Raw genomic sequence first — 13,797 nt, 5'->3', positions numbered from 1 at the left:
CTTTGATACCGGCTCCGCTTTGAACAGTGACCTTATGGCCCTGGCCGATCAGCTTCTTGATGGTTTCCGGGGTGGCAGCCACCCGCGTTTCACCGGTCTGGGTTTCGAGAGGAACACCAATGTGCACTTTTTTCTCCAATGCTATTGAATGGATCGGTCGCAGAATCAGGAAACAAGATGTAGCTGCACAACAGAACTGACCCAGGGTCGTCATGCCCGGCGCTTCACTTAATAACGTTGCTCTGTTTTCCGAGCTGCCTATGGCCGACGCTGGCCAATCAAAGCCGCTCAAAAATCGCCGAAATCCCTTGCCCACCACCAATGCAAAGGGTCACCAGGGCGTAACGCCCTCCGACTCGCTGCAACTCGTGGATAGCCTTCGTGGCAATGATCGCGCCAGTGGCGCCGACCGGGTGGCCCAGCGATATGCCAGAACCGTTTGGATTGACCTTCTGTGGGTCCAACCCCAACTCTTGAATGACCGCACAAGCTTGAGCAGCAAATGCTTCGTTCGCCTCGATCACATCCAGATCGGATATATTCAATCCAGTTCGTTGCAACAACAATCGCGTCGCCGCTAGCGGGCCTATGCCCATGTAGTCAGGATCGACCCCCGCATGGGCGTAACCTATCAACCTCACCAGCGGCTTCAGACCCAGAGTTTGAGCTGCACTGGCCTCCGCCAAAACCAGAGCGCTGGCTCCGTCATTGATGCCAGACGCATTACCAGCCGTGACCAGTCCGTCAGGTTTGAAGACCGGTGGCATACGCGCCAATTGTTCCCTGGTCACACCAATGCGCACATGTTCATCTATACAGAAGCTCAGCGTTTCCTTTCGCGTTTTAATCTCCACCGGCACTATCTGCCCAGCGAAGCGCCCTTCTTCAATCGCCTGAGCGGCTCGACGCTGACTTTCAAGCGCCAACGCGTCCTGCATTTCTCGAGTAATGCCAAATCGTTGCGCAACATTCTCAGCGGTGATGCCCATATGATTCTGTTTCCACGGATCATGCAGAACGCCCAACGTGTAATCAAAGGACTGTACATCGCCCAACCGTGCTCCCCAACGTACAGACGACTGGATATAGGGCCCGCGGCTCATGGACTCGGCGCCACCCGCAACAGCAAAATCACAATCACCCAGTAAAATGGATTGCGCAGCAGACACAATGGCCTGCAACCCGGACCCACAAAGACGATTGACGTTAAATGCCGGTACTTGAAAAGGAATACCGGCGTCAACGCCTGCAATCCGACTAAGGTAAGCATCCTCAGGTCCGGTAGGAATGACATTTCCCATGACGACATGACCTACTCGTTCTGCATCCACGCCAGACCGCAGCAACGCTTCCCGAACAACCGTCGTTGCCAAATTTCTTAAAGGAACATCCTTCAGACTTCCGCCGAAGCTACCTATGGCAGTGCGGACCGCACTCAAGACCACAACTTCACGATTCATATATTGCTCCTGCCCAACGAAGCACCAACCCATTTGGTAATTAATTAGAGCGCAACCCCCCTCACGCTAACGGCAACAAGACGCCGGGACGATCACGCTATCGGGTGCTTGTTCAGCGTTATGCTTTTATTAACTCACTCGAAAACTTCGTGGTGTTAGAGCGCTGTCTCAAAAGAAAATGAGACAGAGCAGGTATCAAAATCAAAGCGCCCAACATGTTCCAGATGAACATAAACGTCAGCAAAATCCCCATATCAGCTTGAAACTTGATGGGTGACCAAGCCCAGGTTACGACACCAGCGGCAAGAGTCACCCCGACCAGCCCTACTACCTTGCCAGTGAACTGCACCGCCTTTTTGTATGCGTCACGCAGAGAGAGCCCCGCTCGTTGCTGCGCCAACTGAACGCTCAGCAGGTAAAGCGCATAGTCGACACCAATACCGACCCCCAAAGCGATCACAGGCAAAGTGGCGACTTTCATGCCGATGTTAAGTTGGACCATCAAGGCTTCGGCCAGAATGGACGTCAACATCAGCGGCAAAATAGCTACCACTACCGCCTGCCAGCTACGAAACGTAATAGCGCAGAGCAACGCGACGGCTGCATAAACACACAGCAACATAGTGCGATTGGCTTCACGTACAACGATATTGGTCGCGGCCTCGACACCCGCATTACCCGCCGCCAGCAAAAATTTCCGATCAGGTGAATCATGAGCCTGCGCAAAACTGCTGGCGGCGTTTACCACTCGCTCGAGTGTCGCGGCCTTGTGATCGGAAAGGTAAGCCAGGACCGGTATCAGCGAACAATCGGCATTGAGCAGTTCAGAGTTCCAGGTCAATGCATTGGTGATCTGCGGTGCAATCAATCCTGCGTTGTCGCTGACGGTCATCCATTTCGGATTACCTTCGAATGCACCTGAGGTATAGCTGCGGACAGTGTCTACCAAGGATATCGTCTGTTGTACCCCGGGCACCTGCGCCAGCGTCCATGCTAGGCGATCTGCTTCAGTCAGGGTGGCATAGGTACTGCATTGATCCGACGGAGTTTTGATCATCACTGCGAAAACATCACTGGATACGCCATAGTTCGCGGTAATAAAGGCATTGTCCTGGTTGTAACGCGAATCTGCTCGCAACTCGGAAGCCCCCGCATCCAGGTCTCCCACTTGCAGCTTCAGGCTGCCTAGCAAACCAAAAGCCGCCAGAATCACAGCCACAGTTATCGCGCCAATTGCCCAACGACGCTCCGTGAATCGATCAAGCAGATCCCAGACTCGGCCAAAGCCGCGGCCCGCGCCTTCTTCTCCTTCTTCCTTCAAGCTACGCTGGGCAGCTGCAACGGTAACGCCAGAATAAGAGAGCAAGACCGGCAACAAAATTAGGTTAGTGAAAATAAGTACACCCACCCCCAGGCTCGCGGAAAGCGCCAGCTCCCGAATTACCGGAATATCAATGATCATCAGCACCCCGAACCCCACGGCATCGGCCAACAGCGCGGTCAGCCCGGCGAGAAACAAACGCCGAAAGGTATAACGTGCGGCAACCCATTTATGAGTTCCTCGCCCGATATCCTGCATGATGCCATTCATTTTTTGCGCGCCATGGGAAACCCCGATAGCAAACACTAAAAAAGGTACCAGTATCGAAAACGGATCTAGAGGTTTACCTAAAGTAGCCACGAAGCCTAGCTGCCACACCACCGCCACCAGCGAGCACAACAGAACCAAAACCGTACTGCGTACGCATCGGATAAACAGATAAATAATCACCGCAGCGATGATGGCCGCAGCGACAAAAAACATCATGACTTTAAAGAGACCGTCGATAAGATCGCCGGCCAACTTTGCAAAGCCAATAATGTGGATATTTACTACTCCGTCGCCCTGATATTTGCTGCGAATATTTTCCAGAGCCGACGATATCGCATGATAATCGAGAGGCTTGCCATCACTGTCTACGGCCAGGAGGGGAATCACAATCATGCTGGACTTGTAGTCATTGGCGACCAGGCTGCCAACCACACCCGCTCGCGCGATATTCAAACGCAGTGCATCAATCGACTTCTGAGAACCATCAAAATTATTGGGAGTGACTGGCCCACCGACAAAACCTTCTTCGGTCACCTCCGTCCAGCGAACCACGGGGGTCCAGATCGACTTCATCCAAGCACGGTCGATCCCTGGAATCAAAAATATCTCATCGTTGATTTTTGCCATCGTCCGCAAAAACTCCGGGTCGAAGACATCTCCTTCCGGATTTTCGATAACAACGCGAACCGAGTCACTCAGTCCTCGTAACTGGCTACGGTTCTCCAGATAATTGGCAATATAAGGGTGACCGCTAGGCAGCATTTTCTCGAAGTTGGCACCCACCTCTAACGTACGCAGTTGCCATGTGCAAAAAATCGTTACGGCGAGGCACGCCAGAATGACCCAGAGCCGATTGTTGAATACCAGCCGTTCCAGTAAGTTGCCCGAACGTTCATCGAACGCTCGCGGGTCGGCAATGACCTCCATTGCCCCATATTGGTTGTGTTCGCTCATCGAGTTCATTTTGAATCCTGCTCGTCTGGATGCGGCTCGTGAGGGCCTTTAAACCGTCTCAATACGCACGCCCAAGGCGCCGACCATGACCACCGCGCTATTAGATAAAACCGAAGCGCCTGCATAAGCCATAGGCTTAGCTACGTTAAGTTTCTTGAAATGCCGGCCGCCATCCACGCTTAACGCAACCGCACCGGATTGATCCGCAATCAAAAAACGGTCTTCAGCCATCGCTAACGCTGTGGTTATGCCACTTTGAAGCGGAGTATCAACTTTTTCCCAAGTGGTTCCACGATCAACGCTGCGGTACAAACTTCCCCGCATGCCGTAAGCAAAGAGCAAATTAATTGCGCTGGGTAGAACACCAAAAAGAGTGCCGGTATAGGAAGTGTCCATAGCGACAAAACGGTCGCTTACGGGGTCATGACGCCAGACTTTCCCCTGTTCTCCCGCCAGATAAAGTTGGTCGGCAAACCCGGCGACTGAGTAAAAATGTAGTTCACCAGGGTTTTCGGTAAGGTGCATCAGGGGACGCCAGTTCCGTCCACCATCTTCAGTCATGAAAATTCGGTTGAAGGTGCCTACTACATACCCACGACGCTTATCGATGAAGAAGACATCCATAAACGGCTGAGTTTCACCTTCAATCGCAAGCGAGCGCTCGCGCTCCAAAAACTGCTGGGCGTCGGGAAGTGATGATGGGTTTGCTTCATAATATTCGATAGCCAACTTTGAAGCCGCAGCGCCATCAAGTTGTTTGCTCCAAGACCGGCCACCATCTTCGCTGTGTAACACAACCCCTCCATGTCCCACAGCCCAACCTTGTTCGGTTCCGGAGAAAGCCATCGCCACAAGATCCGTACTGAGGGGCACCTTCGCCTGCGTCCAATTTTCCCCATGGTCATCGGAAAACAGGACAGTCCCGCGAATTCCAACTGCAACGATCCGGCTATTGATACACACCACGTCCAATAATGGACTGTGCACACTCAAATGGCTGGGCATCGCCGACTCTTGCAGAGGGCTCGTGAACGCGACGGCCAGAGGTGACGCAGCGCATGCGCCGATTATTGCAGCGCTTAGGAAACTGCGGCGCGATAACGTCAGCCCCAACGCCAGAGAATCGCTATCTCGAATCATCGGTAGTGCTCCACCCTAAACGGTCTTTTGGCAGAAGCTGTTTGAATGAACTGCACCCGTTAACGGAATGCAGCCACTCAATCGTCAGCAAGGATTAAAAGCTGGTCTTAAACGTGAGCGAAACCCAACCCCGATCACGCAGCAAAGGCGTGGTACCACTGGAGGTGGCCACCGTATTCTGGCCAACCACTGGATTGAAGTTCGTGGTGATAGGACCGAAAAAACCGTTGTAAGCCAGATCGACTTTGTAACGAGCCATATAGTCTGCCCCCACCCCGACACTGAAAGTACCGGCACCTTCATTACCACCGCCGGCTACAGGCGAAGTTCCGTACAACCCTCTTCCATATGTGATCGGCAAGGTCAAATCCACACCTTCGAAAGCCTGGTACCAGGTCGGGGTAAACGCCATCTGAAAACCGAGCGCATCGCGAGTGGAGCAACCGTCCTTGGCCCCACCTTTACCGCCATTCTGAGAGGGGCAACCTGGATTACCTTTTTCGTTATAGTAATCGCTGTTTTTGGTGACCTTATCGAGTCGACTGTAAGTCAGCTCTGCCTGCAATACCGCCGAATCCCAGAGCGGTGTTCCGCCCAGATAGGCGATGGCGTTCACGAGACCATGCCATGTATTACCGCGCGCGAAATCAGGCGAACCACCGATCGTACTCAGTGCAGTGTTCTCCCTGCGTACCAGCTCAGCGCCCACAGCCAAAGTCCCCACCTGCTTGGAAAGGCTCATGCCGTAAAGGCGGACATTCTCGGCGTATTTATTGTAAAAACTGGTAGGCACGCCATTCGCGTCGTAGACACCCACCACGTTAGGCATCGTGTCGCTGAATTCGCGATAGTAAACACCCACGTTGCCCCCCAACAGGTCAGAACTCCACTTGGTATTAACACCCCAAGCCCCGCTATTTTTTGGCTTATGTTGATCACCTTCGAAGGGCACGCCGAATCCTGGCGCAATCGGGAAAGTCGTATTGCCGGAGAATAGGAAGTCGGCGGCTCCGAAATATGTCCCCCCCTCAGGTAAGCGGTTCGAGTCCCACTCAAACTGGTAATAGGCTGCCATCGATACGTCATCGTTGAGCTGAGTCTGCAGAGAAAGCTGATTCAGGGGCAAAAACAGTTCCTTCGCCTCGATACCTGGTGTAGCAGTCGCTTTGCGGATATCTACGGGCCCCTGGGCATAGGAGACGCCGTGAACGAATGAAAAGAGCGACTCCCCCCAGTAGAGATTATGTCGACCCAGCTTGAAATTCACTGGCGTACTGCCAAGATCAAAACCACCGAAGATAAAAGCGTCGAGGATTTCCCCTGACGGCCCCATGTAATAACGCTTCACGCTACCCGTGTATTTATTATTGGAGTAGGCAGCAGGAATACCCGCAGCCTGGTAGGCCGGCAGGCCTTCGGCTTTGTCATCATAGGCCTGGTCATACCAACCGGCCGCTGACACGCGCGCGCCGTACCGGTCTTTATAGACAAGGTCCATCTCAGAAAGAATGTCCAGGCGGTTGGTAACAACATCGCCACGATCGAACTTGTTGTCACCAATTTGCTGGGCAGCACTCTGCGACAACGCCTTTTCCTTGCCCTGCGCACGCATGCCTATATTGTATCGAAGCGTATTATCCCAGCGTAGCTGGATATCTGGATTCCCGACATCAATAGGAGCCGCCGCGGTAAAGCCCGCTCCCGATAACGCTGCTACCGATACCGCCAGTAAAGCTGGCCCGCTACCTCTTCTCTTGAGATCGTTCATGCGTGTGCCCCTTGGTTATTTTTGTTTTTGTTGCAACGTTGGCCGCCTTGGCGAATAGCTGACCAGGCCAGTGGCAGGCTGTTAACGCATGCTACCATACGATTTCTGATATGCAAGGATACGATTATTCCGAGAGCAGCTTTCTATTGCCAACGTGAAATCTGCATGTATCGCTTCCCCTCTCCACGAAACCGCAAAATCAGCATCTATCACCCGCTCAAGATGAATCTAAGCCCCGTATTCATTGGGCATCATCGGTGGAGTCATCCCCACGACCGTTGATCCCAAACATTCTTCTATTACTCAAAAAATTCTGAAAAGACTTCATTCCGTCTCATCGCCATGAATTTGATATGTTACAATACTTTATGCATTTGTAATGCATGCGAGCCTGATCGCATCACACACGCACCGGAAAGACTGAGGAGTCGAGGTATCATCATGGCCATACAACCAAGTGCGTCGGGGGTTGACGAATCATTGCAACGACCACTCCAGCCCTATCTCACGCGCCCACACCAGACCCGGGTAAAAGCCTTGGAGCTCTTTGCCAGCCGTGGATTCGGCCAGACCAGCATGCGAGAACTTGCCGCCCACATCGGGCTTTCCCCGGGTTCGCTCTACAACCATATAGAAAGCAAACAAGTGCTTCTCTTCGAACTGATAGAGGAGCTGTACACCTGCCTGGTAAAGGGCCTTGCCCGCGCCTCACCCGCACGAGCCTGCGCCCGAGATCGACTGCATAAGCTACTCGCGATACACATTGAGCTGCATAGCAAGATGGCTTTGTATTTTTTGGTGGCCGAACGAGAAATGCACTGCCTTGATGAGGAACAGACCAAGGCAATTCAACAGCTGCGAGCCACCTATGAAAATCGGGTAGCGCAATTGCTCGCCGAGTGCGCCTGCGTGGATATTTCGCCACAACTGAGGGCTCTGGCCAGAAGTAGCGTATCGCTGCTCAACAATCTGCCCTCCTGGTTTGCCCCAGATCAACTCGATCCCGCCAGCCGCTCCCGATTGATGACCAGCATCGTACGAACCTCCATCGCCGGCACATTGGAAGAGATCAAATGCCCTCCCCTGTCGCCCCCCAAAAAACATCGACAGTCGATCGAGACCCCTTAGTCATGGCCAAAATTGCTTTCATCGGAACGACAGAAATCGGAAAGGTCCTCGTTAGAAAACTACAAAGTTCCGGACATAAAGTTCTGGTTTACTCTCTGGAAGGCCAGGCACTTGCTCCGTCAACCATCAAGGAAATCAGCCGGTCGGAGGTCGTTATCAGCCTCTTGCCTTGCGAGGATCAGGTGAGAAAACTCTATCTTTCGCCCCAGAGCCTGATTACCCGCGCCCCCCACCACCTGATGATGATCGATTGCTCATTCATCTCACCTAAAACGGCTGAGTTGATTGCCTTCGTCGCACAGGAGCGTGATCTCAGATGGCTGGACGCCCCCTATCAAGGAAATCTTGAAGAAGCACAGGCTGGTCGCTTGAGTTTCCTTGTCGGAGCTTCAAGAGCGTCATTCGCGCTCGCCAACCCATTACTACTATGCATGGGCCGGCAGATATTTCATGCAGGCGACAGCGGAAGCGGTCAAACCGCGCGAATCTGCAGCAATGTCCGGCAAGCGATTGTGATGGCCGCTACAGCAGAATCGCTGGCGTTAGGCACCAGGAGCGGCCTGGATCCACTAGTCCTCGCCTCGATCATGCAGCACGGAGCTGCGGACCGCGTGAGCCTTAGCGCATTCAAAGCCAAGCGCGAGGAAAACGCAGTAACCGCATCCAGCGGTTTGCTCGTGGGCCCGCTGCTTGATGATCTGGCTATCGCAATGGAATGTGCTCAGGACATCCAGGCATTTACGCCCCTTGGAATGATGACTCGCAACCTCTATTCGCGCCACGCCGGCAGCCAGCCCAGCGGCGACACGGCGAGCTATTCAAGCATTCACCAGCTGTTTCATGAAGCCTGAGTGACTCCGCCATGCCAGCTCATCCGACTGCAGATCATTTATAGGCTATGAGGTGAAAAAATCATGGCAATATTTGATATGCTTCCGTACAGTATGCAAGCAAAACCAATAAACTGACGCGCCCAGACGAGCCCGTACATCGCTTCTTATGGGGGCAGTGACGATCCTGGACTTGAGACTTAAGAACTCACGAGTGGGTGAAAAATGAAAACAACAATAATGGTTCCCGTGCTAGTACTCTTAATAATTACAACTGTTATGCTGCTCGACCAAAGCATGACCAACGCAAGGCTCCTGGCCAAAAAGACTTGCGATGAGAGACCCGCCTACTGCTTCACGCCTCCCGTAAGCTTCGCCTCTTTACGTTGATTCAGGGCTCGCTGATACGCCGCCTCTACAGGCGGCTGTCTGGCGGAGATAAAAAATACTGTGCTGGCGACTTAGGGACCTGTTCAGACGAAGGACACGTTGCATACCACTTCGCCATCTTCAACTATTGAAGTGCAGTCTTGGATGCCGTGTACATCGACCCCATAGGCATTCCTGCCAGATTGGCGGAACGGTGAAATACCAATCCGCCAACCTGGCTGTAACTCCCGCCTAGGGCTCATTCTGCAGGAATATAGATACCGCCGCGCTTGACCAAGTAACCACTGACGCCCTTGAAGATCAGCTCATAGACAGCCTCGAAAATTCCGCGCGCCTCCTCCAACTGACCTGACTCCAACACGTCAAATTGCGCATTGATCGTCATATGGCAGCGCCCTCCCTCCAGAGCATCAAGTGTCCAGCTTGCCAAGTAATTATTAACACCAAGCAATAGCCCGTTGGAGCCTGTGTAGTACAAGCGATGGGCCACAGAGTCCTCGTGGATCAAGACTTCCCGATTCACATGAGCAACCCCAGGCTCGTCTCCACTTTCACGCTCGATGACCTTGGTACGCGGAATCTGACCTTTCTCTCCTTCAAGGTATATCCGCCCAGCAGTCATGGCTCCTTGTTCAAGGTCGTTTCCCCACCAGTCCATGTTTCCCCAATCGGTTAACAATGCCCAAGTATTATCAATATCGGCCTCGATAATACCGTCACGTTGGGCTCTACCTCTCTGAATCGCCGTCATATCGAATATCTCCATCTCACCTTATGAAAAAGCGAACGCACCTTCGTGCATCCAGCCGCAGTGCGCCGTTCACATTGATAAAAATATGGGATGGCTACACTCGTTTTCTGCTGACTTATCAGCGCAACTCAAAACAGAGAGTTAGTAACCCCGCCATCGATGACAAGACTCTGCCCAGTGACATAGTTTGATTGCTCGCTGCAAAACATCGCGGTCATCATCCCGAAATCTATTGCCGATCCAAATCTGCCCGCAGGTATTGGGATCGAACGCACAGCCTCGGCAATTTCAATGTCCACGTTGGTACCGTTCTCAGCGGCCTTAGCCCCGTAAATTGCGCGGATACCATCGGTATCGTGCATCGCTGGCAGCAGCGTATTGATCGTAACGTTGTACTTCGCAACTTGGCGCGCAACAGCCACTGAATAATTCGTCAACGCAGCACGCGGAGCACCAGAAAGGATGCGCCAAGGGTGTGGAAATTTGGCAGCCGCCGTGGCGATATTGACAATACGTCCCCACCGCCGCTCGACCATGCCATCGACCACTGATCGCATAAATTCAATCGGCGAAATCAGCGTGATCTCAAAGTTGCTACGCCAGTCCTCCTCAGAGATCGAGCGAAAGTCCTCTATGAACGGAGGTGGCGAGCAGGTACCTATCAAAATATCGGGCTCAGGGCAGCGCTCAAGAATCCGCTGCCGCCCTTCCACCGAGGCATGATCAGCGATGACAGCCTCGACTTTCGCTCCAGTAGCACGGCGGATCGATTCGCAAGCCTCGTTCAAACGCCCCTCATTTCGCGCAGAGATATAAAGATCCACGCCCTCATGCGCCAACGCCAACGCGGCGCCGTACCCAAGCCCTGCGCTACCACCATTGATGATGGCTTTGCGCCCGCGAATGCCTAGTTCCATCGAACACTTCCTAATCAGTCGTGAGTTCAGCACACCGCCTGCACGGGTTAGTGGCAGGACGCTCGCATCATTTCGACCGCCGCACGCGCGGCAGATCCGGGCCAAGGTTTACCCAAGAAGCAGTTGCTCTCGAAGCACGAACTTTTGCACCTTACCCGTGGACGTAACCGGTAAAGTGTCCAGAAAGTGCCAGACCCGCGGCATTTTGTGTCGCGCGATCTGACCGTCAAGAAACAGGCCAAGCTCTTCGGAATTGCACGAATAACCTGACTTCAACACAATCGCGACGGCCACCTGTTCGCCCCACTTTTCATCGGGCACTCCGAACACCGCCGACTGTTGCACGGCGGGATGTGCGGCCAATAAATCTTCGATTTCGCGAGGATAGATGTTCTCTCCACCTCGGATAATCATGTCCTTCAGGCGGCCGGTTATTTGCACATAGCCATCTTCTTGCAGGATACCCAGGTCGCCGGTATGCACCCAACCATCGCCATCAACCGCTTGTTGTGTCTTCTCAGGCATTCGAAAGTACTCGAGCATTCGACACCGGGTCTTTACGCAGATCTCTCCCACAACACCTAACGGCACCAGACGCCCCTCGAGATCAATGATCTTCGCTTCTGAAAGCGGTAGCGGTGCGCCAACGCTTTGTGTGAGCAGCTCAATACTGTCGCCTCGGCGTGACAAGCACATGGCTCCTCCCGCCTCGGTCTGACCAAAAACGATCATAGGTTCACAGTGGAAGCGCTCGCGTATCAGGCGTATCAGATCCGGGGCTATGACGGTTCCCCCGGTGACCAGTACTTGCAGGCGGGACAGGTCCGTGTGCTCGAACTGCTCGCATTGCGTCATCGCGAGAACCATCGTCGGCACAGCCATGGTCATATTCACCTGGTAACGCTGCAGGGCGTCCAGCATAGCTTCGGGGCTAAACTCGGGTAGTAGCACTTGAGTGCCAAAATTCGCAATACAGCCGAGCGTCATCGTGACACTGCCTCCGACATGGAACATCGGCAGCGGATTGAGCCACACCGACCCCTCGGGCATGCCGATTCGAGCCTGAGTGAAGCGCGCGTTGTTAGCCACGCCCGCATGACCGAGCAACGCCCCTTTGGGTTTTCCTGTCGTTCCAGACGTGAAGATAATCAGTGCGGGTGCGTCAGGCTGGACCAAAGGCAGCTCTGGCGCTTCTTCCGCTTCATCGATAAACGTTTCCCACTCATCCAGGTAGACAACCAACTCGAGCTTCGGCAGCAGCGACCGTACCGCTTCAAGGACAGCGGTATTGTCCATGTTGCGGAATACTCGATCGAGAAAGACGCCACGAACATCCCCCTGATTAAGTAAATATTTGAGCTCCTCCCCGCGGCAAGCCGGATTGAGCGTGACCAGTACAACGCCAGCCAACGCGGCCCCCAAATGCAACATCACCAAGTTGGAGCTGGCACCGGCCCAGGTTGCAATCCGGTCACCCGGTTTGCAGCTGCACAGCAAGGCCGCTGCAACTCGCTTAGCCTCTCTCTCCAATTCGCGATATGTCCATTGCCGCTCCGGACGACCATACACATCAGCGGGAATAATCAGTGCAGTTGAGTCCGGTCGCTGATGCGCGGCGTCGCGTAACAAGTCGCCAATCGACAATGAAAGGAAATCGACATTGGTCTCAGCGATGAAATGAGAGGTGCCCTGGGCCATAGTATTTCTTCTGAAGAAAGGGTTTATGACAGTGCCGGCGACCTATGCTAGCCCTTCAGGCAATTCAGGGTGCCGAGCATTAAAATATAGTATCAATGCATACAATATAAAACAAAAATTATGCAGATATAGCGAAAACAAGCTGAAAATAAACGGATCTGAAAAAAATCTATTAGATTTTAAGCATACTATTTATTCGCTCTATCTGATCGCACCAGCCATATTCGATATCACCAACGTCGTCCGAATCACGGCAGCGCCTCGCCACCATTCAGGCGCTGGCGTCGCTTCGCGGCCTGTCGATCCAGGAATCCCTGTAGCTTCGCCTTGTGCTCCGCGCCGGAGAGCAACATGCTGTTAGCCAAGCGCTCGATTTGCCGGCCTTGCGACCGATCCAAATCCTGCACGAGTTCAATGGAGAGCTTTGCAGCAGCGAGCATCTCTCGGGGTTGCCCTGCAAGTTTTCGGCAGAAAGCCTGCACTTCACGCTCGAAAACAACGTCGTCAAACACTCGGTGCACGAACCCCATCGTGACAGCTTCTTCAGCGGTCACACTCTCCCCCGCCATCACTAGCCAGCGTGCCCAGTGAGGACCTGCAATGCGAGTGAGCCGACTCACACCACCGGAGCCGGGCAGCGTGCCAAAATCGATTTCAGGTAGTCGATAGTGCGCATTGCGTGCAGCCAGACGGAAATCGCACGAAAGGCTGAGCTCTAGCGCGCCACCAAGGCAATCTCCCTGGTGCGCAACAACGATGGGTTTTTCAATGCACTCAAGCTCATCGAAGAGCCGATGATAGGTGTCGAGGAACCAGCGACGATTATCCAGTGTGCTGCCATTGTCCGGCGGGGTAATCTCGGCAGTGACCTCGACACCTGAGGAAAAATACGCTCCATTGGCTGATATCAGCATCACGCGCAACGCTGAGTCTTGCGCAAAGCGCTCCACCGCCTCAGCCAGCGAGTGCAACATCGCCGGGCTGAGCGCATTGAATTTTTCAGGTCGATTGAGCCGGAACTCCAGCACACCCTCCACGGCACGCTCGATCACATGTTCGGTCATAGCAGATCTCCATTGCGACGCCTTCGACAAAAGCGCCGCAAACTAATTTGATTATTGTTTTATCGAGCCTACGGACAGCCCACGACCGGAACGCCTCCTGCAAATG

Annotated in this window: 10 protein-coding genes and 1 pseudogene; 2 read left to right on the top strand and 9 right to left on the bottom strand. The window is 53.5% G+C overall.

Annotated elements, in window-relative coordinates; translation table 11 throughout:
• From AB1462_RS15900 to AB1462_RS15880, 5 genes and pseudogenes are all read right to left on the bottom strand, one after another.
• A pseudogene (locus AB1462_RS15900) lies at positions 1-292 on the bottom strand (hypothetical protein); the annotation flags it as partial.
• Positions 279-1,460 (bottom strand): acetyl-CoA C-acyltransferase family protein, encoded by a 1,182-nt coding sequence (locus AB1462_RS15895; RefSeq protein WP_367247265.1) that lies wholly within the window; start codon positions 1,458-1,460, stop codon positions 279-281. The pseudogene AB1462_RS15900 and the gene AB1462_RS15895, both read right to left, overlap by 14 nt.
• 118 nt (positions 1,461-1,578) lie before the next feature.
• On the bottom strand, positions 1,579-4,005 hold the full coding sequence (locus AB1462_RS15890) for an RND family transporter (protein WP_367247272.1): 2,427 nt from the start codon (positions 4,003-4,005) through the stop codon (positions 1,579-1,581).
• A gap of 48 nt (positions 4,006-4,053) precedes the next feature.
• Positions 4,054-5,010: a WD40/YVTN/BNR-like repeat-containing protein gene (locus tag AB1462_RS15885; protein WP_367247264.1), complete on the bottom strand. Its 957-nt coding sequence runs from the start codon at positions 5,008-5,010 to the stop codon at positions 4,054-4,056.
• 229 nt (positions 5,011-5,239) lie between these two features.
• The gene (locus AB1462_RS15880) at positions 5,240-6,913 is read right to left on the bottom strand and encodes a DUF1302 domain-containing protein (protein WP_367247263.1); all 1,674 of its coding nucleotides are present in this window, start codon (positions 6,911-6,913) and stop codon (positions 5,240-5,242) included.
• 441 nt (positions 6,914-7,354) lie between these two features.
• Here AB1462_RS15880 and AB1462_RS15875 point away from each other — a divergent pair, with 441 nt between their 5' ends.
• Both AB1462_RS15875 and AB1462_RS15870 read left to right on the top strand, forming a co-directional pair.
• Positions 7,355-8,041, top strand: coding sequence for a TetR/AcrR family transcriptional regulator (locus tag AB1462_RS15875; RefSeq protein WP_367247262.1), 687 nt, complete (start codon positions 7,355-7,357; stop codon positions 8,039-8,041).
• 2 nt (positions 8,042-8,043) lie between these two features.
• Positions 8,044-8,892, top strand: coding sequence for an NAD(P)-binding domain-containing protein (locus AB1462_RS15870; RefSeq protein WP_367247260.1), 849 nt, complete (start codon positions 8,044-8,046; stop codon positions 8,890-8,892).
• 607 nt (positions 8,893-9,499) lie between these two features.
• Here AB1462_RS15870 and AB1462_RS15865 read toward each other — a convergent pair.
• From AB1462_RS15865 to AB1462_RS15850, 4 genes are all read right to left on the bottom strand, one after another.
• A complete protein-coding gene (locus tag AB1462_RS15865) occupies positions 9,500-10,012 on the bottom strand; it encodes an SRPBCC family protein (RefSeq protein ID WP_367247258.1) in 513 nt (170 codons plus the stop codon).
• Between the two features lie 128 nt (positions 10,013-10,140).
• Positions 10,141-10,929 carry an SDR family oxidoreductase gene (locus AB1462_RS15860; protein ID WP_367247257.1) on the bottom strand — a complete coding sequence of 263 codons (789 nt, stop codon included), beginning with the start codon at positions 10,927-10,929 and terminating at the stop codon, positions 10,141-10,143.
• A 108-nt stretch (positions 10,930-11,037) separates the two neighbouring features.
• On the bottom strand, positions 11,038-12,627 hold the full coding sequence (locus tag AB1462_RS15855; protein ID WP_367247255.1) for a class I adenylate-forming enzyme family protein: 1,590 nt from the start codon (positions 12,625-12,627) through the stop codon (positions 11,038-11,040).
• 248 nt (positions 12,628-12,875) lie between these two features.
• Complete coding sequence (locus tag AB1462_RS15850) at positions 12,876-13,691, bottom strand: enoyl-CoA hydratase/isomerase family protein (protein WP_367247254.1); 816 nt, start codon at positions 13,689-13,691, stop codon at positions 12,876-12,878.
• Positions 13,692-13,797 lie beyond the last annotated feature (106 nt).

This window comes from Pseudomonas sp. SB113 (assembly GCF_040754745.1).
Lineage (GTDB): Bacteria > Pseudomonadota > Gammaproteobacteria > Pseudomonadales > Pseudomonadaceae > Aquipseudomonas > Aquipseudomonas grimontii.
This window is presented reverse-complemented; position numbering and strand designations above follow the sequence as displayed.